Consider the following 23,981-nt stretch of genomic DNA (forward strand, 5'->3'; position numbering starts at 1 on the left):
GGAGCTATTACTTCCGCAGACGATCTAACTCGTCTGCGGTTAGTTCACGATAACTGCCAATTTCCAGATTGGCATCCAGCTCCAGGTCACCCATGGCAACACGTTTCAAATAGACCACACGTTTGCCAACAGCCTGGAACATTCTTTTCACCTGGTGGAATTTGCCCTCATGAATGATCAATGAAATGGAAGAAAACACACCCTCTTCCGTTTCCTCACGATGAAGTACAGTCAGTTCCGCAGGCAACGTCTCATATCCATCATCCAGCTGAATGCCGGCTTTGAATTTTACGATATCTTCTTCATCAACGTTCCCCAGCACACGAGCTTCATACGTCTTGGGCACATGTTTACGCGGGGACAACAGATCATGGGCAAGTGGCCCATCATTAGTAAGAATGAGCAGACCCTCGGTATCTTTGTCGAGTCGTCCCACAGGGAACGGATCGAAGACACGCTCCTCTTTACGCAGCAGATCAATCACCGTTTTATCCCGATTATCTTCGGTTGCCGACACCACGCCAGGTGGTTTGTGCAGCATCAGGTAGATCATTTCCCGATAGACGATCCGCTCTCCGTCAGCTTCAATTACGTTTACGTCTGGATTAACCTGCACACCGCTGTCTTTTACCGGCTTCCCGTCCACACGAATTCTGCCCTGCTTGACCATCTTTTTGAGCTCACTTCGAGACCCCACACCCATATGGCTTAATATTTTATCCAGACGCAGCGTTTGTTTTCCTTTTCCACTCATACCGATGTCCACCTCCAGCCTGCTGGATATTCATTTTTCAGTACACCATCCAGCCATTTCCCCCAGCCAACCGCAAAACCGTCCACACATACCAGCACGAAACCTTTGGCCGCTGTATCTGCTTGACGTTCTACTCGTGCTTCTTCGATGTTCAACGTCTCTCCTTTGAGATACCTTACCGCTTCACCGTCTACCGAAGATAAATTAACGGATCTCTGGGCTTCAGCTGCATTCAAAGCACATGCAAGCGGATGGGAGGGCACAAATCGCCCGTTCTTCACGGTACCCATAAACCACCCTGGCCGTATAACCTTGAGCCCTTCCAGACGAGCAGCACCCACAGAAGATTGATACACACGATCACCGTAAAACACGGTTTCTCCAGCAAGCTCGATTCCCAAATTTTCTTGTACAAATTGAGCATACACCGTTCCTGGATCGACATTTGCCTGGTCGGTTCCTCGTCCTTGAGTCCGTTCATTTTTGCGACCACCACGTTCGTTTCCTTTACCCTGTTTTCCCTGAGCCTTGCCACCACGGGTATGCTTATCATTGCGTTCTCTGGATTCGGTTCTCATTAGACGTTCCCGTTTCCGCTCTTCTTTACTGATTGGTGCGGATGCACGGATAAATGGTTCTACCGATTCATTTGGTTCGATGGAATCTGTGTCCACTGCCTGTCCAATTTGTAAAACGCTGCCCTCTTTTTGATTTCCGTCTTCTTCAGTAAGAGATTCAGAACGATGCTGCAATACAGCAACATAATGACCTTCTCCCTCCAACAGGTGGGGCCACAACCTAGCAGTGCCGCGCGTTTGCTCCAGCACAGATCCCGTCTCTTCTGCTTTTTCGGGCAACATCTGACGCACCCATTCCGGTCGTCCTGGAGCAAATCCAGCACTTCCCGGGATGTCATTCACCACAAAATCAGGATTGATGTTCAGAAATTCCGCTATCATCGCTTCATTTTCCTCTGGTGCAAATGTACATGTGGAATATACGATGGTTCCCCCTGGAGCAAGCAGTTTGGCCGCAGTCTCCAGAATATCGCGCTGCATCAGCACACATTTTTCCACCGAATGATTTTCCCAGGATTTCACCATGTCCTCATCTTTACGGAACATACCCTCACCCGAACAAGGCGCATCGATTAACACTTTATCAAAATAATGAGGAAATGCATTCGCAATCCGTTCCGGTGATTCATTCAATACAACAGCATTGCGTACTCCATACAGTTCCACGTTTTTGGCGAGGGCTTTCGTACGTTCCGCATGGATATCATTCGTAACGAGCACACCTTTCCCCTGAAGCTTGGCAGCAATCTGGGTTGTTTTCCCGCCAGGAGCCGCACATAGATCCAGCACGCGTTCCCCGGGTTTAACATCCAATAATTCAACTGGGGCCATGGCGCTTGGTTCCTGGATATAATACAAACCCGCATGATAATAAGGGTGTAACCCCGGCTTAACTCCATGAGGCACATAAAAACCCGTTCCGCACCACGGAATGGGTCGCATATCAAATGGAGCAATTTCCTTGAATTGTTCCAGCGATATTTTTAACGTATTCACTCTCAGCCCCGCATGTGGCGACTGCTCATAAGATTTCATAAATTGTTCAAATTCATCGCCTAACAAGCTTTTCATCCGCTCGGCAAATATCGAAGGCAGCTGTACAGCCATAATCCCACTCATCCTGTCTTGTTAAAATTGCATATAGTTCTATGTTATCATATCCGGGCAATGCTTTCCTATTGCTTCATACATATTCCACTACAGCGTGTAATGTAGTATAATGGCAAGTAGATTGATTGATGTGCAAAAATTCGGGTGTTTATGCATATTATCCCATCCTGTATTTTTGCCAAAACTATATTTCGATATGATCGATGGGGGATGTCTTAATGAAATCCAAGAAGAAAAAGAAAAGCGCTGCGATCCTTATTTTCCTGGGTATTTTCGTCGTTTTGATTGCAGCACTTGTCCTGGTGAACCAGCAATCCAAGAAACAAATGGACGCTGTGGGGAATGCTTATGGCATCGCCGCTTCCAAGCTTAATCCTGCAACACGCGAACTGCTGAACGATCCGAACTACCAACAAATTATTTTGCCTGACGATCTGAAAGCTAGAATTGATAACAAAGACAGCTTCTTTGTCTATTTCTTTGCCTCCGACTGCTCACACTGCCGTGCGACAACACCTCAGTTGATGCCACTGGTCGATGAGGAAGGGATTCAACTACCACAGTTCAATCTGCGCGAATTCGATTCCGGTTGGACCGATTATAACATTGAGTACACACCAACTCTGGTATATTATCAGGATGGTATTGAGAAAGACCGCATGGTTGGCGGGCTGCAGGAAAATGGCAGTGACAACGGTTATACCCTGGATGACTACAAGCAATTTTTCGAGAAATATAAAGGCAGTACCACTCCATCAGCAAGCTAATCGTATAACTCTTCGTGGTTGCGATGGACCCGCATGGATCATATTGTCCTTTGTATGGACAAGCTCTGGAATCATTCCAAACTTTAATGATGTCCTTTAATATTGAACACCCCGGCCAATTCCTCTATAGGAACTGCCGGGGTGTTTTTTTTAATATCATATGTCTGAAAATATGTTAATGATGAAATGAATGATGTCTTTACATTACAAGCTTACTCGCTCTGCAAGTTCTGCTCTTGCTGCAATGCTTTCATCTTCTCTTCATAGATTCGTCCACGTGTAGGACTTCGGCGTTGGGGAATATTAGGCTTCAGTTCAAGAGCTCGTTCTCGAACTTCCTGCACCAGCACCTCATCCTGAATCTGAATATGCAAGTCTCTGTAAGGAAAATTCTGCGGCTCAGGACCGGAAAGTCCATGAACCAGCTCCTGTACTTCCTGCACCAACGGCCCAAGGGCAATGCCTCGCGAAGTTTCCGGATATGATTTTAACAGATCTACCGAACTCTGTAACATCATGCGTCCTCCGCGAAGGTTATCATTCCTGAAATGATACAGCCCCACTGCAATCTGCAGCAATCCTTTATACAGAGAATCCCGATCCCGTTCAAGCCATAGTTCTTCCAATACCTCATGGCATTCAAAGTAGTCCTGATCCCGGTTGAAGTAGATCAGATAGTCCACATACAGCGGCTCATAGCTGCTCATCCGGGTTTTCGCCCTTTCTAGCCGCATTCAGAAGTGCTTTCACATCATCCAGAAGGTCTTTTAACCCTTCCATATCATGACGCTCCCAGCAGTCATTGAAGCGCTTTTGTGCCTCTATTGCTTCGTTCACGAGGTGGTAGAAGTACAATTGATGTATGATGTTCAGCGTTCTTGATACAATATTGGAGTCATCTTCAAAGGCCTTTTGCGCCTCCAGAATTTGCAGACGGATCGCCGACATCTCATTATCGAGTACAAAAGCGGCTTCGGCCGTCTTTTTCAATCTTGCACGCATATCATCCGGTAGACTCTCCCGAAACTTGTAACTTAGGGAGTGCTCGATCGTGGCCCAGAAGTTCATCGCCAGCGTCCGAATCTGAATCTCGGCCAGCACATTTTTCTGCCCTAGAGCCGTCTGAACAGGATACTCAATAATCATATGGAAACTGCGGTAGCCGCTCTCTTTGAAATTGGTGATATAATCTTTCTCGATTAATACCGTCAAATCCTTACGACCACGAATATACTCGGCTACCCGCCGAATATCATCCACAAACTGGCACATAATGCGGATACCTGCAATATCCTCAATGCCTGTTTCCACCTGATCAAGCGGCACATTCAGGCGTCTGGATTTCTCCAGAATGCTGGATATTTTTTTGACACGACCGGTAACGAATTCGATCGGGGCGTATTCTTCCCTTTTCTTAAGCTCCGCCCGCATCGTTTTAAACTTAACTTTCAATTCCTCTACCGCTTGTTCATAAGGAAGTAAAAATGTACCCCAGTCTCTACCGTCCATGCTTATGCCTCCTGTCTCTATAGCTTCCCCTGTTCTTATCCATTATACATGATGTTAAGCGGGGGGAAGAGTTCCGTACGACATTACCCTCTTCCACGCTTCTAATTTTCAATCCGGGGAACTCCGAAACATTGCTTAACGATGCTCTGCACCGACAGCTTCCGAAATATGACTATAACCGTCTTTGCGCAGCAATTCACGCAGTCCGGCATGAACGCGCCGGTTCACTTCAGGTCCTTCATAGATCAATGCCGTATATATTTCCACCAGGCTGGCACCTGCTTTAATCTTTTCGTAAGCATCTTCGCTTGTGAAAATGCCCCCCGATCCGATGATTGGCAGTTTGCCTTCGGTCTGGCGATAGATTTGGCGAATGATTTCTGTGGAACGATCACGCAGCGGCTTGCCACTTAGTCCACCTGTCTCTTTGGCATGCTGATGAGACAGACCCTCGCGGCTGATCGTTGTATTCGTTGCAATGATACCGGCAACTCCACTATCTGCAATGGTACTCACCATATATTCGAGCTCCTGGTCATTCACATCAGGTGCGATTTTGACCAGTACCGATTTAACAGAACCGCCTGCTCTCTTGCGTTGCGTCTCCATCTCATTCATCACAGCCGCAAGCAATTCTTTCAGTTCATTCCCATGTTGCAGATTACGCAAATCCGGTGTATTTGGTGAACTAATATTGACCACAAACAGGTCCGCATAATCGTATAGCGCCCGAATGCATTTCGCATAATCCAAATGCGCTTCTTCATTCGATGTCGCCTTATTTTTACCTATATTTACGGCCACTGGAATACGACGCTCCGTGAGGCGTGCCAATTCACCCGCCATTGCTTCGGCGCCAAGGTTATTGAAGCCCATCCGGTTCACCAATGCCTCATCTGGAGGCAAGCGGAATAACCTTGGCTGGTCGTTACCTGGCTGTGCAAGCGGTGTGACTGTACCCACTTCCATGAAGCCAAACCCGATGGAAGAAAAGCCCGTTACAGCCTGTCCATTTTTGTCTAAACCAGCCGCAAGTCCTACAGGTGTAGGGAAATGACAGCCGAACATATCCACAGCCAGATCCGATGTTTCACGCACACCATACATGACACGCAAACCGGAAGGAACCGGGCGAATACTCCCCATTCCACTAAGGCCGCCGATAATTAGATGATGGGCCTGCTCAGGGTCCATTTTGAACAACAAGGGTTTAGCAAGACTTCTGTATAACAAATCACTCACTCCGTTCTGGTCCGGTACGCTGAAAAAATGCTTTCCGTCTTTTTCATATGTAAAAAAACACTCTATACACAAGTCTATCCGTTTCTTCTTCAAAAGGAAAGTAGTTTGAGCATAGACAGAAGGATTCGTAATATGCAAAATGCTCACAAGAAATCCACCCGCCTACTGGAAATGGCGAGTTGAATTCTTTACAATGGGAGCATGGCTACATCTATATAGCCTTATTCCATGAAGGAGGAACAGCCCATGGCTCCCAAACGCAAACCACCTACTTTGCAGCAAAAGAAAGATGAGGTCAACCGGAAAGCCATTATCTGGACCGCAGCCAGCGTCGGTGGACTGATCATTATCATTGGTGCGCTTATTATTATCGCCAACCTGTAAATGCTTCAACCTACTGTTTCTGCATCTACATACCAATCCAGCATGGATTTTACGTTTTCTTCGGTCTGAATCACTTGGTTTATCGTTTAATTCAACCAATGATACGTCTTATTCGGATTATTTTGCTTGGGAACAAGTGTGTACCGGTAGCGATCCTTCGCTTCTGGAACCATAGCTGTCTCTGGCAGCAGATCTTTCCCGATGCGTACCGGAGTGCCCTGAGGAGCAAGAGCAAATAGCTCTTCCACATCTTCAGTACTCATCCTCACACATCCAAGGGATTCATCCAGCCCGATACTGTTTGGCTCGTTGGTCCCATGGATGGCATAATTCGTATCCGATAGCTGCATGCCCCTACTTCCAAATTCGCCATTGGAGCGGCCATTGGGATTTACAACTTTGTCTGAAATGACAAACGAACCCTCTGGAGTACGATCTCCCCCAAGCCCTACCTCGTAATTCCGAATAATGGTGTCGCCACTAATCAGTGCAAGCTTATGTCTGCTCTTGTCCACGATAATCTCAAGCCGATCCTGCAAAAAAGGCTTTCCGCCTAACGTATCCACAAACGCAGCGTTTTTGCCTTGTTGCGAATCTGAACCTTCACGTTTTCCCTCGGCTGTGTTTTTTCCTTTACCCATTTGTCCTTGTTGATGCATGGCTAGTAGTTCCGGAAACATCCGGGTCATGCCAGGTGCAGTCTCGCCCAGAATATTATTTGGAAATGGCTGGGCAAGTTGCGCAACACTTTTCGGCCAGTTTCCGTTTCGTTTCTTATATGTAATCATTGCACTCGACAGAGCTGCAGCGGATTCCTGTTTGGCTGTCCAGGCTTGCGCCAGACGCTTGATCTCCGGTGATACTTCCGGCGGTTCACAGTTACACTGTTTGGCATCATAACTCTGTGCCGTTAATTTGCCACTGCTGTTCGTCTGAACGATATATTTCACCGCCATATTTCGCTTCCATAATGTCCAGTTACCTGCGACCTGCATTCCAAGCACAGCCGATGTCTGCACTTTCGCACCAGAACCCGACCATGCAGCTGCAAGTGCAACCTCCCCCTGGTCACCTCCACCGAATGCTCCAGCTGTAAACACATTGGAGTTCACAACAAGAGCCAAATCTTCCTTCGGGTTATTACCTGATTCGTTATCCATGGAATCGTCCGTCGATTCCAAAGCAGAAGCCAACGCCTCGGCTGCATCACGATTGAAACCAGGAGCATCCGCAGGTGGTAATCCTGCCAGTACAAGCAGCATCAGCAGGGTAAGCCACATCTTGCGAACACGATGTTTTTTCTCTTTTTGCTCAGCCATCTCAACCAGCTTCTCCTGATAATCCACCCATATATCTGCCGGAGCCTTGCTTCGCTCGAAAGCCTCGTAGACTTCACCCGCCTGTTGAAAACAATAGTTCGCCTTGGCCTCCTGCCCTTCACCTAAATATTCCTTACCGAGTAAATACCAGGCCATTTTATTATCTGGATGTTTCTTTACATATGTTCTTAGGTGAGTATTTTGCATCCGATCCTCCATCATTTCGCCTTTTTCCGTTTCTATATATATCGGCAAATGATCACAAGAAATCCATAGGACTTGAGTACCCGGATCTAAGCCTCAACATTCGACAAAAAAGCACACCCCACTGTCCAAATGACAGAAGAATGTGCTTTTGTATGTTCATATGAAAGGAATTAACCTTCTTTGTTGAAAGGTTCATCCGCAACTTTAATGGAGTCCGTAGGGCAGCCGTCACAAGCATCCTGCATGTCGTCGAACAAGTCATCCGGAATTGCTTTGATCCCTTGGTTAGCATCTCCATCGAAGATTACTTCTGCCAAACCTTCATCATCATAATCATAAATGTCTGGCGCCGTTGCTCCGCATGCTCCGCACGCAATACATGTATCTTTTTCTACCCAAGTAAATTTACTCATTACCAATCTCTCCTCCTATTATTCAAAAACGTACAGTATTTTTATCTAGAAACATATTAATACAAAGTAAGAGTTATTACAAATAATTTTAACAGCCTCAAGACTTCATTATGCCCTATTTAATCGAGACTTTGCAAATTATCTTTTTGCAGCGATGTTCCCCGGACTTTATGATTGCGCAGTAATACGGAAGGATCATCTCCCAGCATGCCAGCAGTAACGACAGCATTTTCGCCAAATTTGTCACGTAACTGATCCATGATGCGAATCAGATTTTCCTTCTTCGGCTTCTGCTCATATTCAAACAGATCAAGCTGTATCGCCGACTCCTCACGCGGAATCAGCGTTTGAAGGGTCACACCCAACATACGAACAGGCTTCCCGCCGCCCCAATGTTTTGCAAATAAAGCACAGGCCTCCCGGTATATGATCGAGGCATCTTCAGTAGGCACCTCCATCATCCGTGATCTCGTAATCGTCTTCATATCCGGTGTACGAATCGTAATCTGAATGCCCTGACTGAGCATTTCGTGTTTGCGCAACCGTCTTGCAACCTGGTCACTTATATTCAGTAACACCCGATGTACATCATCCATTTCAGATATATCCGCGGGTAACGTTGTCGTGTGTCCAATCGATTTGTTCGCTTCACGTTCAGCCTGAACTGCCGAATGATTAATGCCGTTTGCTGAATTTTTTAACCAGGAGCCATTAATTCCAAACACATCGGTTAACATCCGCTCGTCTGATTTGGCAAGCTGTCCTATGGTTTCAATGCCCAGTTTCTTCAGCTTTTCCGCTGTCTTTTTGCCAATTCCAAACATCTCGTTACAAGGTCTATGCCATAAAATCTGAGGTACATCCCTCATCCGCAAGATCGAAATGCCATTTGGCTTTTTCAGATCAGAGGCCATCTTGGCAAGCAGCTTGTTGGGTGCAATTCCGATCGAACAAGGCATCCCTAACTCATCCCGGATTCTGGTCTGAATACTTTCCGCAATTTCCAGCGGTGTACCGAACTGTCTGGACCCCGTAATATCGAGATAACACTCATCAATTGAGGTCGCTTCAAGTAACGGTGTATAACTGTAAGCTATTTTCATGAATTCTTTCGAATACCGACGATATAAATGAAAATCCGGACGAATCACAATTAAATCAGGACATTTCTTCAATGCTTGATGAACAACCATGCCTGTAGAAATCCCCCTGCTTCGAGCTGTGTATGAACAAGTTACTATGACACCTTTGCGCACTTCACTACTGCCAGCAACGGCCGTCGCTTTTCCTCTATATAATTCCGGTTCCTCGGCTTCATGTACAGAGCAATAAAAAGCATTCATATCGACATGCAAAATCACTCGTCCGGCGGTAGGATAATATCGATCTACATTTATGTTGTTATGCGTCTCATCCGAAGACATGATCCACCACCGCCCTTTCGTATACACAATTCCGTGAAATGCAATCTACTCTATTATATCAAAGTCCCTTATGTAAAAATCATTTATATTCCCTTATTTTCGGCGAGGTTTAACGATCGATCGAATGATACCCCACACGGCAACGACAATAATAGCAATAATAATGAATGAAATAATTGTATTCTCCCACACAAAATGCATTCTTTTCCCTCCATTTATAAAGACAAGATTTGAATCCATATTTAATCCTGGAATACTTGTATTTAGATGAAGCATAACATATTACAAGACTACGTTCACAGCTCACTTAACTCTACAATCCATCATTTGTTACACCAAATGGTGAATTCGATGTAGCATTTGGCGATAATGGTGCTATAATAATTAATTATACAAATTCACGATTTTAGGACAAATCTACACTTTGAATTTAATACAGTGTAGCGGTACAGAATCGAAGGATTCGTCACCAACATGCTCATATGTTTTTTAAACACACCATTAAACTTTCTAAAAAAAGCGCTTCATCTTAAAGGAGGATCTTCATGTCAAAGGCCATCTCCATCTTCGATACGACTTTACGTGACGGCACACAAGGGGAGGGAGTCAGCTTATCGGCAGATGACAAGCTCAAAATTGCCAAGAAGCTCGATGACCTGGGTGCTCATTATATTGAAGGCGGAATTCCAGGCAGCAACACCAAGGACATTGAGTTTTTCAAAAGAGTCAAGGAACTGAACCTGAGCGCGAAGGTTGTCGCCTTTGGTAGTACACGTCGTAAAGGCAGCATCGCAAGTGAAGACGCGAACTTGAAGCGCATGATTGAATCCGGTGCTCAGGCAGCGACTCTGGTAGGCAAGTCATGGGATTTCCACGTACACACTGCTTTGCAGACCACTTTGGAAGAAAATCTGTCCATGATCTACGACTCCATTGCCTATCTGAAACAAAACGGTATGGAAGTCATCTTCGATGCAGAGCATTTCTTCGATGGATTTAAACACAATCCGGAATATGCACAGGCTGTATTGACCAAAGCCCATGAAGCTGGAGCGGACTGGCTTGTAATGTGTGACACCAATGGTGGAACGATGCCTCATGAGGTGTACGAGATCGTATCCTCACTCGCTGGACGGCTTCCACAAGCCCATCTGGGCATTCATACACATAATGACTGTGAACTTGCTGTAGCCAACACCTTAAGCGCAGTACAAGCTGGTGCAAGACAGGTGCAAGGTACAATGAACGGGTATGGAGAGCGATGTGGCAATGCCAATCTGGCTTCGATTATCCCTAACCTGCAACTGAAGCTTGGATATGAGTGCGTTTCTGAGGATTCGATGAGACAGCTCACGAATGTTGCCCGTTATGTCAGTGAGATTGCCAACGTAAATATGCCAATCAACCAGCCTTATGTCGGAAATGCTGCTTTCGCTCACAAGGGCGGTATTCACGTTTCTGCCATACTGCGTGATTCCCGGACCTACGAACACATCGTTCCTGAGTTGGTTGGTAACAAGCAGCGTGTGCTCGTCTCCGAACTGGCCGGACAAAGTAACATTGTGTCCAAAGCACAGGAACTGGGTCTTGAATTTGATCCAAGCAGTGCCAACTCACGTCAGATCATTGAGAAAATCAAAGATCTGGAACATCAGGGTTATCAGTTTGAAGGCGCTGATGCCTCTCTTGAATTGTTGATCCGTGAAGCCAACGGTGACATGAAAGAATTATTTACCTTTGAATCGTTCAAGATGCTTGTTGAAAAAGTGGCTGGCAAGTCAGTTGTTTCGGAAGCCTTTGTTAAACTTAACGTAGGTGGAACAAGTGCGTATACCGCAGCTGAAGGCAACGGTCCCGTCAACGCACTGGATAACGCACTTCGGAAAGCACTTGTGCAGTACTTCCCTTCCCTTGCCAACATGCATCTGTCCGATTATAAAGTACGTGTTCTGGATGAAAAAGATGCTACTGCCGCGAAGGTTCGTGTATTAATTGAATCTAAAAACACAGAAAACACCTGGAATACGGTCGGTGTATCCGAGAACGTGATTGAAGCGAGTTGGGAAGCTCTCGTACACAGTTTCCGTTATGCCCTTCTTCAAGAAAAATTGCAGGACGAGCCTGATGTAGTCAACATTCCAGCTCACGGTCTAAGCAACCATTAATGCATATTTCCCGGAAAATAAAAGAAGCGCCTGTTTCCAAAAACATTGGAAGACAGGCGCTTTTGCTTCTCGCTCGGCTAGCTTCTTGCTTAGTTAATCCGCAATTAACTCCTTGATTTTTCGCTCCAGCTCTTTCTCAGGCAAAATCCCCAAGATAATTTCCTGAACGACTCCTCGGGAATCAATCAGTACATTCGTCGGAAAAGCTAAACCATTATATTTGGCATATGCTGTTCCGTCTTCATCAAGCAGAATAGGGAACGTCAGTTTGTATTCATCTACAAAAGCTTTGGCATCTCTGATTTTGTCGTACGTGGTTACATTCACACCGTAGAGATCCAGTTTATCCTTGTATTTTGCTGCCAGTGTATTGAGCGCAGGAGCTTCTTGCTTGCATGGTTCACACCATGATGCCCAGAAACTGACGAAGATGGCCTTTTCCTTGGCTCCGCCTACAGAATAGGTTTTCCCATCCATGGCTTGCAAAGAGAACGCTGGTGCCAGTAAACCCGCTTTCGGCCCCGTCTCCGTGGGCATCGGCTCCTCCTGCTTAAACACAGCTGCGATTCCATTGTCTGCATTTTGAGCCAAAGCAATGCCCACCAGCAATACAACACCCAGCAGTATGTATATATTTCGTTTCATGACCAGCCACCCTTTTGTATAATCAAACATATCGAGATTTACGCTTTTATAACATGTGAGATATTTCAAGTTCTCTCTCATATTGTACCCTTTTCCTTTAAAATTTTACAATCCGAGTCACACAAAATAAAATAAAAAAGGACTCCTGCCGAAGCAGGAGCCAAAGAGAGAGGGGTGAATACAAATGGCAGCACTTCATGGGCAGCAAAACACCTTCTACATCCCTTCCTCCGTAGAGCAGGAGATGTCTAAGTACATGTTCGCTTCGCTGCCGCTGGAAGCCTGCGGGGTTGTGCTGGGTGAAGCCGCAGCGGGCGGCATACGAATCAGTCGGTTTCAGCCCATTCGTAACGTAGCGCCTGACCCGCTGCACCATTTCGCATTGGAAGATGCAGAATGGATCCGATGTGTGTTCAATGAGCCGCAACTTATCGGGCTCTTTCACTCCCACCCTCGAACCACTCCCATACCTTCCAATGAGGATCTGCGCAACCTACCGATTTTCGCTGGACTACTCCAGGTCTATTTTATAGGCTCACCAGACCTTACATCTGACACACAATCAAAGATGCTTCTAAATGGTTATCAAATTCATTCAAATGTTGATTCGAGCATTGTAACGAGCCTCGGCCAACCATACAGCTTACAGCCCACCCCACTATGCGTGACTTAACTGGGTGTACAGATCACCCAATGTTTCTACATTTTTGCGAGACATATCCTCCAGATAACAGGACCATAGCTGTGCAGTCATTTTAGCGTCCTCCAAAGCGTGGTGGCGCCCATAGATGGGAATGCCTTTGGATTCCAGCAATTCATCCAGTCCATAACCAGGCCTACTCGGCTCAAGCCAACGTGCCAGCATCATCGTATCGATGAGCCGGTGCGTTAACCTTACTTTGGATGTCCGCCACAAGGCCGCATTCAGAAAAGCCCGATCATGCGCGCTTGCATGAGCAACCAGTACACTTCCACCAACAAAAGACATGAAGTCATGCAAGCCTTCCAGCAGCGACGGAGCATCCATCGTCATTTGCTGTGTAATTCCTGTCAGTTCCGTAATGTGTTCCGGAACGGAGACTTTGGACTGAACCAAGGTATAGAACTGCTCATTATCCAGCATCACACCACCATTAATTCGCACCGCCCCAAAGGAAAGGATCTCATCCCCGTGCTGGGGAGAGAAGCCCGTCGTTTCCAGATCAAATACGACAGCATTCAATTCATTCAAGGGCGTGTGCAGCACCTCGGGTCTGCGCTGTTCTCTCATCATCGAACGGATAAACGCCATATGTTGCGCCGTAGGGGCTCCCATTATGGAAGCGATGGCGGAAGGAACCCCTCCCTGGCGCAGCGAATTCCAGAATCCAGTATTGCCCCTTGCCGGCTCTCTCATGGACGTCTCCTTTCTGCAAAACGAAGTTGTCTTTGCAGCGCACGATGTACTCGCCGCACCAACCCTAACGTATCCCTTAGTTCATAAAGCATTTGTTTTTCCTTCAACTGTTTCTCATTCAGAAAACCACCGCTATGCTGCAACCCTTGTTTCAAAACAATGGGTGTACTGCGGCGCAGCTTCAAAGCCGTCATAAATGCACGCTGAGCTGCATCCAGCAGAGTAAATGGAACTGCTTCGAGTGACACCAACCTCTGAATTCTCTTCAGCGTGGACGTTTCTTTGATACCATGCTGTAAAGCCAGAAAACGCGCACTGTTCACCAGAGGAATATACAAGCCGTATTTCACATCAAATCCACCTGCATGTTCACCGAATCGTTCCGTTACGACCCTTCCAAGAATGTTCAGTGTCGCCTTGTGTTTAACGGTATTGCGCAACACAGCATCGGAAAGATCGGGAAGCGATCTGAACTCTTCATAAAATGCAGAAATCCATTCCTCCGCGAGTTCTGGCTCACCTGCAACAAAGCGCATGTCTGAAGCAATAATTAGATTGCGAACCGGCTCCCATGACAGGTCCGATCCCCATGTTTTCAGTTGTTCCTTCCAAGATACCAGCGTTTTCCTCCATAAAGACTCTGAACACATCACTTTGCCTTCACATTTGGCGTAACCAAGTGCCTCCAACATATCGGTCATTCGAAGTCCGAGTTCAGCGAAATATGCCTCTTTCCCCTCATGAGGGAAATCGCTGATAATCATGCCATTATCCTGATCACTCCATAACGTCGCTTCTTGCCTGCCGGAACTGCCAAAAACGATAAAGGCATAGGGGACGGGAGGTCGGCCTAAGCCTTCCTCTACCATCCCCTGGATGCATAACTCTACTGCTCGCCGAGCAACCCGGTCATGCAGTTCATTTACCGTCTGGTACCATTCAATCGGCGACAAGGAAGCGGACAACAGTTCCTGGAGCTCATTCTGCAATATCACACGTGCCTGGCGCAGTTCTTGAGAAGATGCCGCACCATCTATTCCCTGATAGGACCAGGATTGATTTATATACGGGATGGGTTCCATCATGTCCAGCCTCCTTGAAGCATGATTCAGCAATCATTCCTCTTAGGAGCTGAACGTACCGCCATTGGATTTAGTTTCTACATTTTTCATTTGTTCAGGGTACCCGTAAGTACCATGCTCACTTAAATCCAGACCCATTGTTTCTTCTTCTTCCGTTACACGGATACCCATGACAGCTTTCATACCACCAAGAATAATGAAGGACATGATCAATACGAAGGCAAATGCGCCTGCCAGACCCAGAAGCTGAACGCCCAGTTGGTGGAAACCGCCACCGTAGAACAATCCCGCTTGACCTACACCTGCATTCTCAGCAAGTTCTGGTGTTGCGAACAGACCTGTGGAGATCGCTCCCCACATACCGGCAATACCATGTACAGAGAAAGCATAGATTGGATCGTCAATTCCTTTACGTTCAAAGAATTGAGCAGTGAAGAATGTGATAATACCTGCCAGAGCACCAATAACCAACGCTGCCCATGGTTCTACGAAAGCACAAGCACCTGTGATGGCAACGAGTGCCGCAAGCACGCCGTTCAGCATGCTCGGAATATCGGATTTACCCAATACAGCCCATGAGATCAACAGTGCCGCAACGCCACCAGCAGCCGCAGCTACGTTTGTAGTCAATGCTACATAACCGAAGAATCCATCACCCATGGCAGATAATGTACTACCTGGGTTGAAACCGAACCAACCGATCCATAGGATAATTACACCAAGTACGGAGTATACTTGGTTATGACCTGGAATGATGTTAGGTTTACCATCTTTGTTATATTTGCCGATACGTGGCTTCAACAAGATAGTAGCTACCAGTGCAGCAGTTGCACCTGTCAAGTGGACAACCGTCGAACCTGCAAAGTCTTGCATACCAAGCTCAGCCAACCAGCCGCCGCCCCATACCCAGTGAGCAACAACCGGATACATGATAATGGTATACAACGTACCGAAAACGATATATACACTCATCTTTGCACGTTCAGCCATACCACCGCAGGCGATGGCCAGGGATACTGCCGCAAAGGCAAGGTGGAATACAAACTTAATTGTTAGCGGAACATCAGAGAAGGCCAATGATTCGAAAGAAGCCGCCATTCCGTCCCCACTCAGGAAAAATCCAGTTGTTCCGAAGAAACTGTTACCATTACCGAAACCAAGACCGAAGCCTAGAGCCCAGAAGGCAATAACCGATATTCCCAATGTTAGGATTGTTTTACCCGCAATGTGCCCTGCGTTTTTCATTCGAGTCGAACCCGCTTCAAGTAAAGCAAATCCCCCTTGCATCAGGAAAACCAGCACAACAGCCAGAAACGTAAAGGCTGAGTTCAGACCGCTTTGAAGCTCGATGTTAGTCGGCCCCTCCGCAGCTGCAAATGCGCTGACCGGGAAAGCCAATAAAGTAAGCATTATTAACACCGAAACCAACCATTTCTTTCTCATATACCCCACTCCCTCTTATGTTAAGTTTCTTCACATATCGTGAAACTCTTAATGCCATTATAAGCAGAAGACAGGAAAGTTGACAAGAGTATTTTCATCAAAAATGAAAAATATTTCTGGGAATAAAGTCTTACGTCTTTTTCTTGCACTTAAGTACATATTCATGTCCTATGAGTACATAGATATAGAAACGCAGCCTGACTGCCGCCAAAGCGTAACGTTTGACTGTATGGTTAAAGATCATGTATCATAACTATTAGTAAGAAAAAAATTGGGCGGGTTATGCAAAGCCGCAACTGGAATCTACAATTCCCTACATTTGAACTTGCAAGCGAGGTGAATATCATTGGGGATATGAAATTGTTTCGGATTGGCGAACTTGCCAAAACCGCAGGTGTGAGCGAACGGACGATTGATTATTACACAAAGCTCGGTCTCATTGCTCCAGAAGAGCGCACAGAAAAAAACTATCGTCTTTATAGTAATGAAACTTTAACCAGGCTCGAACGTATTGTACACATGAAACAAGAGAAGTATAGTCTCGACGAGATTAAACAATCTCTTGAGAAGTGGAGTATGGTGAGCACGGAAGAACAGGTTGCCAGCAAACTGACAACATTGGAACTCCATGTGCAACAGCTTGAGCGAGAGGTAAATGAGCTTAAACCGCTGCTAGGCGAGATGAAACCTGTACAAGCACGTAAGATGATGGCCGGACTGCTCGCCAAAAGTGCTGGTACGATGGAAGCTTTAAAAATCTTGCTTGAGAACACCATGATGTAACTTAATATTTAGAAAGCGGAGGAATGAATATGAGTTTTAATAACGGTATGTTCGTTTTGATCATTATCGCCTTTGTGCTCTCCTTGTGGGCGCAATTCCGCGTTAAGAGCACATTCAATCGTTGGTCTGATGTTAAAAACCTGAATGGAATGACCGGTTACGATGCTGCTCGTCATATGCTGGACTCTAACGGCCTACACGACGTTCCTATTGAACCGGTGCGTGGAGCACTCTCCGATCACTACGATCCAATCAATCGTGTCGTGAGGTTGTCTGAGCCTGTATATTATGAAAACTCAATCTCGGCTGTCTCCGTTGCGTGCCATGAAGTTGGCCATGCGATCCAGCATAAGGAAAGTTATCCGATGTTGGCACTACGTCACCGGATTTTCCCGATCGTCAACTTTGCATCCGGACTCGCGCCCTTCTTGCTCATTGCCGGATTCATCTTTAATGCAATGAACCTAGTCGGAATTGGTATTATTTTCTTCTCCGTAACCGTTGCGTTCCAACTCATTACGTTGCCGGTCGAGTTCAATGCTAGTAATCGTGCAAGAGAGATTATGGTATCGGAAGGTTATATCCGGAACGAAGAAGAAAGAGGCGTCGCCAAAGTACTGAATGCCGCAGCATTAACTTACGTCGCTGCAGCCTTAATCTCATTACTGGAACTGGTTCGTTACATCGGAATTTTCAATAGCCGTGACTAATTGAATACACAAACAAAAACAACAATACCCCACCGTTAATCGGATGGGGTATTGTTTTGCTGTAAACCGAAATAATTAAGCAAGAATGAACGAAATGACTGCGCAACAAGTGGAAGCTTGTCATCCGCGCGATGGATCAACCCAATCGTACGTGTCACTTTTGGATGAGAAATGGCTACATGCGCCGGTTGCAGCGGGTTCGTCTGGAAAAGGGCCATTTCCGGCAGCAAACTTACACCCATGCCGGCGGCAACCAGCCCACGAATGGTATCCGTCTCTTCACCCTCAAAAGCAATCTTGGGGGTAAACCCAGCTTCGAGACATGCGTGCCAAACAATCGGACGCAGAGAATACCCTTTGCTGAATAATACAAACTTATCATCTTTAAGTTGCTCTAACGCAATGCTCTCTTCACCGGCCAACGGATGATTGGGTGGAAGGATTGCATGCAGTTCTTCCGTAAGCACAATGTCTCCATCTACCTGGTCATGCTTTTCCGGAAATGGAGATATGAAGGCCAAGTCCACTTCAGCCGATAACACATCGCGAATGAGCGTTGGGAACATGCCTTGCTTGAATCTGAATTTGACGTTAGGATAACGCTGACGGAACGCTGCTACAACCGAAGGAATCAAGTGAATACCGAGACTGTGAGGAAAACCGATACGAATTTCACCATGCTCTGGGTCGAGAAACTCATGAACCTCACCGACCGCTTTGTCCAGATCTTTCAATATGCCTTCAACCCGTTTGCAAAAGAGCTGCCCGACTGCGGTCAACTGCAGATTTCGCCCTTTTTGCATAAAGAGGTCTACTCCCAGTTCTTCCTCCAGCTGATGAATCTGACGACTCACCGCAGACTGCGCTACGTGCAATTCCTCCGCCGCCTGCGTAACATGCTCCTTCTGTGCCACTTTCAAAAAGTAATGCAACTGTCTTAATTCCACTGCCACTGATCTCTCCAATCTACTATACCCTACTTACCCTTGATTGCATTCCGTCTTCAGACCAATCCGACTACTGCTTAAAGCTGCGGGGTTTCCACAAGCGGATGAGCAGTCCATAAATGAAGAATCCACCTAACAACCCACCCAAATGCGCCATCCAGTTAATGCCTGTCATGGCAAAGGAAAAAATAATTCCGAATACAAGCAGTGTATACAACGTTTTACGTGAGGTTTCGTCCATCATTGTCCGCTGGAACAAGGCAACATACAGAAATGCACCATAGATTGCATAGATTGCTCCTGAAGCACCTACTGAGATTGTCGTCGCCCCAACCGAGTTATACCACGCAACAGCCAGAATGTTGCCCAAAATGCCTCCACCCAAGTACAACACACCATATCTTACTGAACCAAGCAACCGTTCCATTGGTGGTGCAAATACGATGAGAGCAAAACTGTTAAACAACAAATGGCTGAAACCAGCATGCAAGAACATCGACGTAATATAACGCCACCATTCTGCTGCAAACAACTCATGGTTAACAAGCGCTCCAAACTTAAGCAGCGTCATACTGTTTGTGGAACCACCGTTCAAACTCAACACAATAAACATAACAACATTGGCAATTAAAAGAATCGACGTCAAAGGGAAAAATTTCAAATAACTTTTCCAGTTCTCATACCTTATAAATATCATAAGTTTCTGCTTTCACTCCACCCTGTTCAGATCAGCCTTCAAGTATGGCCCATTTTAATGATCCTCGTCCGAATTGGACAATGCCTTTCATAAAAGATTATAATGGATTTTGGCACGGATCACCAACTTATAAGGAGGAACATTATTATGGCACAAGAACGTACAGGCGCAGCCACCTTTAAAGGCAACCCTATTACATTGATCGGACCCGAGTTGAAAGTGGGCGATCAAGCACCCGATTTTACACTGAGTAAAAACCTGGTTGAAGATGCATCCCTGAAAGACTTCGCAGGTAAAATCAAATTAATCAGCGTTGTTCCTTCACTGGATACTGGCGTATGCGATGCCCAAACTCGTCGCTTCAATGTTGAAGCAGGAGATCTTGGAGACAATGTTGTCGTATTGACAGTAAGCGTTGACCTTCCATTTGCACAAGCACGCTGGTGTGGAGCAGCCGGAGTTGACCGCGTCGTAACACTTTCCGATTACAAAACACGTTCATTCGGTGAAGACTACGGTGTTCTGATCAAAGAATTCCAATTGGACATGCGCTCCATCTTCGTGTTGGATGCTGAAGACCGAATTACATATGTGGAATATCTGCCTGAAATGACAGACTCCCCTAACTTCGAGCAAGCGATTTCCGCTGTAAAAGCCTTGCTGTAAAAGGTAGTTCACGTTCAGAACAAAAGCGAGGAAGGTTAACCTTCTCTCGCTTTTTGTTATTCACCCATCTATTTCAATCATTTGACTTATACTTACTCAGCTTCTTATCCAATACGGAGAACAAGTTCATGATCGTGCGATAATTAGAACCCAGATCTCCAAGTGAACCACGTGAAGCCGAATACATATCGACCGCACTACGAACAGGACTTACCGATATAATGGAAACTGTAATATCCATCGTCCGTCCAAAGGTAGTCCGCTTCTCCAGTATGACCTCTCCCACAGAAGGCACTTCATGCAGCACTTTATAACCCGGAATTTTTTTGAGTGTCGAAGAAACCTCTTCCCAGGCTCTGTCTTTGGATAAGTTATAATACCGTGTTTTTAATTTGGGATCCTTGGCTCGATCGCTGGTTCCCTCCATGCTGCGGATGATACCGACGAGCGTTCTCTTTAAGGTCAAGACCCTTCCTCCTTTGAATGTAACCGTTCCATTTATGTATACTAGTGTAACATTGTTCATGTAGTAACAAAAGGGCAAGCGACACTTTTAACAAAATACAGCCAATTCAACAAAATAAGCTCAAATAAAAAGCACCCTGAAATTCCTGGATTAGAGGAAAGAGTCAGGGTGCTGTACATGATAAAATAGGAACCCGCCTATGCCGTCCGGCTACATTGTCTTATGAACCTGCTTGGCAGGTGGGTGGCCGCAAAAATGTTTTTTGAAGTCCCCATGTCATATAGACAGGGCGTTTCAGCAACATTCTGTATTGATCTCCCGAAGACATCATCATTGGTTCAAAACAACGAATAACCGAAACGTACATCGCAGGATGTACAATTATTATATCCCTAACTGTGTAAAAAGTAAATGGTGACAGCTCATGTTTTATTTTTGGATATTATCTTGTTTTTCGTCAGATGACTTAAGCTCAGATGGTTCAGCCGTCTCTATCGTCTCAACTGACTCCCCTGCCTGTTCAGCGGCTTGTGCAGCTTCCTCTTCTTCTTTCTTTAGTTGCATCTTCTCCATCTGCTCCTGCATCTTATTAAACGTAGCGTAGAAGTTGAAGAAAGCAAACCAAGCAACAATACTAATAATGAAGAAGATGAACAAGACCGGATAACGAAAACCGATATAGAACAACAATCCACTTCCCAGCAACGTGGAAAATACACGGAATGGTCTGATCAGCGTCAATAGAACTGCATTTTTGATAATCATTCCGATGGACATGTGGTAATGCACAACCATCGAGAAGAAGTTAAAGAGAGAAACAAACAGCAGCAGCAGCAGTACGAGCATAATAATTCCGACCAGCTGCATATTCTTGAATTGTGTCATGTATACTGTGTAATCCAGATACATGATGGCAAACAGCAAGGTATAGAAGACGCCTCCGATTAAACTCTGTTTGTAGTTCTCTTTGTAACCTACAAAGAAAGTACGGAAGATCGGCACATCCGTATCACCCATATTCCATTTACGAACAACCGTAAACAGCGCCGACGTCGCCGGGAATAGTGTAAGCGGTGCCACAATGGCTATAGCCCAGTTCATTTGTAGTGATTCGTTAGCCAGGTTCTGCTGCATCACGAGCAGTTTCATAAACAAGAAAAACAAGAACGGAGACGAACAAATAGCCCACAACAAATTGGTTGCGGCCAGTCTCGTAATCCACTCTGTAAGTCGGTAGATCCCACCCATAGCTCCTTTAAATTCCAAACAATTCTCCTCCTCCGCAGCCTTGCGTCTAGCCTTAATTCTAATAATATTAATATACCTTATTATAGATAGGAAAAGCCAGCCCTTCCCGAAAAGAGATCGACAGCATAGTGGTTTCGCATAATCTGCACATAAAAAAATGGAGCAGTTGCCCTGCTCCATTTTCCAGTTCACACTTGTATATTATTCGAAAGAAGAATCTTTGGCAGGACGACGTCCTTCGTTGTTGCTTGGACGTGGTTTGCGGTCACGGTTGTAACCACCTTCTCTGCTTCCACTTCCGCTTCCACTGCTGTTACGATCGCGGTTGTATCCGCCACGTCCGCCGCCACTGCTGTTGCGATCACGGTTGTAACCACCGCCACCACTGCTGCTGCGGTTGCCGCTGTAACCAGATGGTTTACGTCCGCCAGAGCGAACATCCGGTTTACGACGTTTTGCACGGATCGGATCTTCAGGAGTCAGATCAACTTGAGCATCTTTTTTGTCACCTGTCAGGAGCTTCAGCGCAGCTGACAACAGTTGAACAGAATCATATTGCTCAAGCATTTGAATCGCGATACCTTTGTATTCGTTCAGTTCGCCAGATTGTACGATTTCGAGCAAACGCTCAGCTGTCAAACGTTGTTTTCCTTCTACAGCCTCAGCCATTGTTGGCAGTGGTTTGCGCGGAATACGGTGACGTGTTACACGCTCAATGAAGTGCAGGTGGTCGATTTCACGCGGAGTTACGAAAGACCATGCAGCACCCTCTTTACCCGCACGACCTGTACGGCCGATACGGTGAACATAGCTCTCCGGATCTTGCGGAAGGTCAAAGTTCACAACGTGAGTTACGCCGGATACGTCGAGTCCACGTGCAGCTACGTCTGTTGCAACGAGTACATCAATGCTGCCGTCACGGAACTTACGCATTACTGTATCACGTTGGTTTTGCGACAAGTCACCATGAAGACCGTCAGCAGAGTATCCACGTTTTTGCAGAGCTTCAGCCAATTCGTCAACACGACGTTTAGTACGTCCGAATACGATCGCCAGTTCAGGAGATTCCATATCCAACAAACGGCTGAGTGCTTCGAATTTTTGACGCTCAGGCACTTCGATGTAAGCTTGGTCAATCAAAGGCGCGCTTACTTGTTTAGGGATTACGGAAACGTGCTCAGGGTTGTTCAAGAATTGTTGAGCCAATTTTTGAATGTTAGGAGGCATTGTTGCTGAGAACAGCATCGTTTGACGCTCGTCTGGAACTTGTTTCAGGATGGATTGAATATCCTCCATGAAACCCATGTCGAGCATTTCATCTGCTTCATCCAATACAACAGTTTGTACATCATCAAGTTTGATTGTTTTGCGGTTGATATGGTCCAAGAGACGTCCTGGTGTACCAATGATGATCTGTGGTTTTCTTTTCAGTGCACGGATTTGACGAACGATATCTTGTCCTCCGTAAATTGGCAGGGAGCGCAAACCTTTGAAGCGGGTGAGTTTTTCGATTTCTTCGGCAACTTGGATCGCGAGTTCACGTGTAGGTGCCATAATGAGGGCGCGGATTTTTTCATCACTTTTGGAGATTTTGCTGATCAATGGAATACCAAATGCAGCGGTTTTACCAGTACCCGTTTGAGCTTGACCGATCAAGTCTCTGCCTTCAAGAGCAAGAGGGATTGATTTGGATTGAATCGGAGTTGCCTCTTCAAAACCAAGTTCGGTGATCGCTTGCAGCACCAGTGGTTCAAGATTGAAATCTGTGAAATTTAAATTTGTCAAAATTATTCATACTCCTTCTATATGGTGGACATGGTGGACAATCCACTTTGTTGTCTGTATTCTTAAGTAGCGTTAATATTTATAGGTTATCCCATCAAGTCGAATTATTTTCACAAACGAACATAATTCGTGAATGGGTCCCCAACATAAGACTAAAACTACATACATGCGTTTGAAACATTTCAAATTTTATAGTTCCATTTGGAAAAAGTTTCCTACTCAAGAATATCCACAAATCATT

General features: G+C 45.9%; 24 protein-coding genes and 1 other RNA gene. 7 read left to right on the forward strand and 18 right to left on the reverse strand.

Annotation, left to right across the window (positions count from 1 at the left end; translation table 11 throughout):
* Positions 1-7: 7 nt before the first annotated feature.
* Both CS562_RS03090 and CS562_RS03095 read right to left on the reverse strand, forming a co-directional pair.
* Complete coding sequence (locus tag CS562_RS03090; protein ID WP_099853528.1) at positions 8-754, reverse strand: pseudouridine synthase; 747 nt, start codon at positions 752-754, stop codon at positions 8-10.
* Positions 751-2,439: an RsmB/NOP family class I SAM-dependent RNA methyltransferase gene (locus tag CS562_RS03095; protein ID WP_099853530.1), complete on the reverse strand. Its 1,689-nt coding sequence runs from the start codon at positions 2,437-2,439 to the stop codon at positions 751-753. Before CS562_RS03095 ends, CS562_RS03090 begins: the two co-directional genes overlap by 4 nt.
* A gap of 221 nt (positions 2,440-2,660) precedes the next feature.
* Between CS562_RS03095 and CS562_RS03100 the strand changes: the two genes are divergently transcribed.
* Positions 2,661-3,209: a thioredoxin family protein gene (locus tag CS562_RS03100; RefSeq protein ID WP_099853532.1), complete on the forward strand. Its 549-nt coding sequence runs from the start codon at positions 2,661-2,663 to the stop codon at positions 3,207-3,209.
* Between the two features lie 212 nt (positions 3,210-3,421).
* Here CS562_RS03100 and CS562_RS03105 read toward each other — a convergent pair whose 3' ends face one another.
* The 3 genes from CS562_RS03105 to CS562_RS03115 all read right to left on the reverse strand — a co-directional run bounded on the left by CS562_RS03105 (position 3,422) and on the right by CS562_RS03115 (position 5,951).
* Complete coding sequence (locus tag CS562_RS03105; protein WP_076292026.1) at positions 3,422-3,916, reverse strand: DUF309 domain-containing protein; 495 nt, start codon at positions 3,914-3,916, stop codon at positions 3,422-3,424.
* Positions 3,903-4,718, reverse strand: a complete 816-nt coding sequence (yjbM, locus tag CS562_RS03110; protein WP_053783647.1) for a GTP diphosphokinase — start codon at positions 4,716-4,718, stop codon at positions 3,903-3,905. Before yjbM ends, CS562_RS03105 begins: the two co-directional genes overlap by 14 nt.
* 135 nt (positions 4,719-4,853) lie before the next feature.
* On the reverse strand, positions 4,854-5,951 hold the full coding sequence (locus CS562_RS03115) for a quinone-dependent dihydroorotate dehydrogenase (RefSeq protein ID WP_099853720.1): 1,098 nt from the start codon (positions 5,949-5,951) through the stop codon (positions 4,854-4,856).
* A 255-nt stretch (positions 5,952-6,206) separates the two neighbouring features.
* Here CS562_RS03115 and CS562_RS32795 point away from each other — a divergent pair, with 255 nt between their 5' ends.
* On the forward strand, positions 6,207-6,344 hold the full coding sequence (locus CS562_RS32795) for a hypothetical protein (protein ID WP_162842436.1): 138 nt from the start codon (positions 6,207-6,209) through the stop codon (positions 6,342-6,344).
* Positions 6,345-6,430: 86 nt separating this feature from the next.
* Here CS562_RS32795 and CS562_RS03120 read toward each other — a convergent pair whose 3' ends face one another.
* The 3 genes from CS562_RS03120 to CS562_RS03130 form a co-directional block, all read right to left on the reverse strand.
* The gene (locus CS562_RS03120) at positions 6,431-7,870 is read right to left on the reverse strand and encodes a L,D-transpeptidase family protein (RefSeq protein ID WP_180287006.1); all 1,440 of its coding nucleotides are present in this window, start codon (positions 7,868-7,870) and stop codon (positions 6,431-6,433) included.
* Between the two features lie 170 nt (positions 7,871-8,040).
* On the reverse strand, positions 8,041-8,283 hold the full coding sequence (locus CS562_RS03125; RefSeq protein WP_053783645.1) for a ferredoxin: 243 nt from the start codon (positions 8,281-8,283) through the stop codon (positions 8,041-8,043).
* Positions 8,284-8,402: 119 nt separating this feature from the next.
* Positions 8,403-9,707 carry a DNA polymerase IV gene (locus CS562_RS03130; protein ID WP_099853536.1) on the reverse strand — a complete coding sequence of 435 codons (1,305 nt, stop codon included), beginning with the start codon at positions 9,705-9,707 and terminating at the stop codon, positions 8,403-8,405.
* Between the two features lie 545 nt (positions 9,708-10,252).
* Between CS562_RS03130 and cimA the strand changes: the two genes are divergently transcribed.
* Positions 10,253-11,872: a citramalate synthase gene (gene cimA / locus CS562_RS03135; RefSeq protein ID WP_099853538.1), complete on the forward strand. Its 1,620-nt coding sequence runs from the start codon at positions 10,253-10,255 to the stop codon at positions 11,870-11,872.
* Between the two features lie 93 nt (positions 11,873-11,965).
* On the opposite strand, the gene CS562_RS03140 is transcribed toward cimA, so the two are convergent.
* Positions 11,966-12,517 (reverse strand): TlpA family protein disulfide reductase, encoded by a 552-nt coding sequence (locus CS562_RS03140; protein WP_076292096.1) that lies wholly within the window; start codon positions 12,515-12,517, stop codon positions 11,966-11,968.
* Positions 12,518-12,701: 184 nt separating this feature from the next.
* Here CS562_RS03140 and CS562_RS03145 point away from each other — a divergent pair, with 184 nt between their 5' ends.
* Complete coding sequence (locus CS562_RS03145; RefSeq protein WP_099853540.1) at positions 12,702-13,190, forward strand: M67 family metallopeptidase; 489 nt, start codon at positions 12,702-12,704, stop codon at positions 13,188-13,190.
* Here CS562_RS03145 and CS562_RS03150 read toward each other — a convergent pair.
* The 3 genes from CS562_RS03150 to CS562_RS03160 are packed head-to-tail and all read right to left on the reverse strand — an operon-like array spanning position 13,176 to position 16,438.
* Entirely contained in the window at positions 13,176-13,913 is a 738-nt protein-coding gene (locus CS562_RS03150) for an exonuclease domain-containing protein (protein WP_076292031.1), read from the reverse strand. The genes CS562_RS03145 and CS562_RS03150 overlap by 15 nt on opposite strands.
* Entirely contained in the window at positions 13,910-15,004 is a 1,095-nt protein-coding gene (locus CS562_RS03155) for a DUF294 nucleotidyltransferase-like domain-containing protein (protein ID WP_373561675.1), read from the reverse strand. Before CS562_RS03155 ends, CS562_RS03150 begins: the two co-directional genes overlap by 4 nt.
* 33 nt (positions 15,005-15,037) lie before the next feature.
* The gene (locus CS562_RS03160) at positions 15,038-16,438 is read right to left on the reverse strand and encodes an ammonium transporter (protein WP_076292032.1); all 1,401 of its coding nucleotides are present in this window, start codon (positions 16,436-16,438) and stop codon (positions 15,038-15,040) included.
* A 354-nt stretch (positions 16,439-16,792) separates the two neighbouring features.
* Between CS562_RS03160 and CS562_RS03165 the strand changes: the two genes are divergently transcribed.
* Together CS562_RS03165 and CS562_RS03170 are read left to right on the forward strand one after the other, a co-directional pair.
* Positions 16,793-17,221, forward strand: coding sequence for a MerR family transcriptional regulator (locus CS562_RS03165; protein WP_076292098.1), 429 nt, complete (start codon positions 16,793-16,795; stop codon positions 17,219-17,221).
* A gap of 29 nt (positions 17,222-17,250) precedes the next feature.
* Complete coding sequence (locus CS562_RS03170; protein WP_099853542.1) at positions 17,251-17,931, forward strand: zinc metallopeptidase; 681 nt, start codon at positions 17,251-17,253, stop codon at positions 17,929-17,931.
* A 35-nt stretch (positions 17,932-17,966) separates the two neighbouring features.
* On the opposite strand, the gene gltC is transcribed toward CS562_RS03170, so the two are convergent.
* Positions 17,967-18,878, reverse strand: a complete 912-nt coding sequence (gene gltC, locus CS562_RS03175) for a glutamate biosynthesis transcriptional regulator GltC (RefSeq protein WP_024629242.1) — start codon at positions 18,876-18,878, stop codon at positions 17,967-17,969.
* A 70-nt stretch (positions 18,879-18,948) separates the two neighbouring features.
* The gene (locus CS562_RS03180; protein ID WP_076292034.1) at positions 18,949-19,575 is read right to left on the reverse strand and encodes a rhomboid family intramembrane serine protease; all 627 of its coding nucleotides are present in this window, start codon (positions 19,573-19,575) and stop codon (positions 18,949-18,951) included.
* A gap of 147 nt (positions 19,576-19,722) precedes the next feature.
* Here CS562_RS03180 and tpx point away from each other — a divergent pair, with 147 nt between their 5' ends.
* Positions 19,723-20,241 (forward strand): thiol peroxidase, encoded by a 519-nt coding sequence (tpx, locus tag CS562_RS03185; RefSeq protein WP_063564797.1) that lies wholly within the window; start codon positions 19,723-19,725, stop codon positions 20,239-20,241.
* Positions 20,242-20,314: 73 nt separating this feature from the next.
* Here the strand turns inward: tpx and CS562_RS03190 are convergent, their stop codons facing one another.
* From CS562_RS03190 to cshA, 4 genes are all read right to left on the reverse strand, one after another.
* Positions 20,315-20,707 (reverse strand): DUF1499 domain-containing protein, encoded by a 393-nt coding sequence (locus CS562_RS03190; protein WP_024629239.1) that lies wholly within the window; start codon positions 20,705-20,707, stop codon positions 20,315-20,317.
* Between the two features lie 186 nt (positions 20,708-20,893).
* Positions 20,894-21,085, reverse strand: a non-coding RNA gene (gene ssrS / locus CS562_RS03195) — 6S RNA.
* Positions 21,086-21,136: 51 nt separating this feature from the next.
* Positions 21,137-21,973: a YesL family protein gene (locus CS562_RS03200; protein WP_076292036.1), complete on the reverse strand. Its 837-nt coding sequence runs from the start codon at positions 21,971-21,973 to the stop codon at positions 21,137-21,139.
* A 183-nt stretch (positions 21,974-22,156) separates the two neighbouring features.
* Complete coding sequence (gene cshA / locus CS562_RS03205) at positions 22,157-23,740, reverse strand: degradosome RNA helicase CshA (RefSeq protein ID WP_076292037.1); 1,584 nt, start codon at positions 23,738-23,740, stop codon at positions 22,157-22,159.
* Between the last annotated feature and the right edge of the window lie 241 nt (positions 23,741-23,981).

The sequence above is a fragment of the Paenibacillus sp. LK1 genome, from assembly GCF_002750415.1.
Classification (GTDB): domain Bacteria; phylum Bacillota; class Bacilli; order Paenibacillales; family Paenibacillaceae; genus Paenibacillus; species Paenibacillus taichungensis.

Coding starts and splice junctions, on each gene's coding strand:
- CS562_RS03090 (WP_099853528.1), bottom strand. CDS start 754: ATGAGTGGAAAAGGAAAACAAACGCTGCGTCTGGATAAAATATTAAGC.
- CS562_RS03095 (WP_099853530.1), bottom strand. CDS start 2,439: ATGGCTGTACAGCTGCCTTCGATATTTGCCGAGCGGATGAAAAGCTTG.
- CS562_RS03100 (WP_099853532.1), top strand. CDS start 2,661: ATGAAATCCAAGAAGAAAAAGAAAAGCGCTGCGATCCTTATTTTCCTG.
- CS562_RS03105 (WP_076292026.1), bottom strand. CDS start 3,916: ATGAGCAGCTATGAGCCGCTGTATGTGGACTATCTGATCTACTTCAAC.
- yjbM (WP_053783647.1), bottom strand. CDS start 4,718: ATGGACGGTAGAGACTGGGGTACATTTTTACTTCCTTATGAACAAGCG.
- CS562_RS32795 (WP_162842436.1), top strand. CDS start 6,207: ATGGCTCCCAAACGCAAACCACCTACTTTGCAGCAAAAGAAAGATGAG.
- CS562_RS03120 (WP_180287006.1), bottom strand. CDS start 7,870: ATGCAAAATACTCACCTAAGAACATATGTAAAGAAACATCCAGATAAT.
- CS562_RS03125 (WP_053783645.1), bottom strand. CDS start 8,283: ATGAGTAAATTTACTTGGGTAGAAAAAGATACATGTATTGCGTGCGGA.
- CS562_RS03130 (WP_099853536.1), bottom strand. CDS start 9,707: ATGTCTTCGGATGAGACGCATAACAACATAAATGTAGATCGATATTAT.
- cimA (WP_099853538.1), top strand. CDS start 10,253: ATGTCAAAGGCCATCTCCATCTTCGATACGACTTTACGTGACGGCACA.
- CS562_RS03140 (WP_076292096.1), bottom strand. CDS start 12,517: ATGAAACGAAATATATACATACTGCTGGGTGTTGTATTGCTGGTGGGC.
- CS562_RS03145 (WP_099853540.1), top strand. CDS start 12,702: ATGGCAGCACTTCATGGGCAGCAAAACACCTTCTACATCCCTTCCTCC.
- CS562_RS03150 (WP_076292031.1), bottom strand. CDS start 13,913: ATGAGAGAGCCGGCAAGGGGCAATACTGGATTCTGGAATTCGCTGCGC.
- CS562_RS03160 (WP_076292032.1), bottom strand. CDS start 16,438: ATGAGAAAGAAATGGTTGGTTTCGGTGTTAATAATGCTTACTTTATTG.
- CS562_RS03165 (WP_076292098.1), top strand. CDS start 16,793: ATGAAATTGTTTCGGATTGGCGAACTTGCCAAAACCGCAGGTGTGAGC.
- CS562_RS03170 (WP_099853542.1), top strand. CDS start 17,251: ATGAGTTTTAATAACGGTATGTTCGTTTTGATCATTATCGCCTTTGTG.
- CS562_RS03180 (WP_076292034.1), bottom strand. CDS start 19,575: ATGATATTTATAAGGTATGAGAACTGGAAAAGTTATTTGAAATTTTTC.
- tpx (WP_063564797.1), top strand. CDS start 19,723: ATGGCACAAGAACGTACAGGCGCAGCCACCTTTAAAGGCAACCCTATT.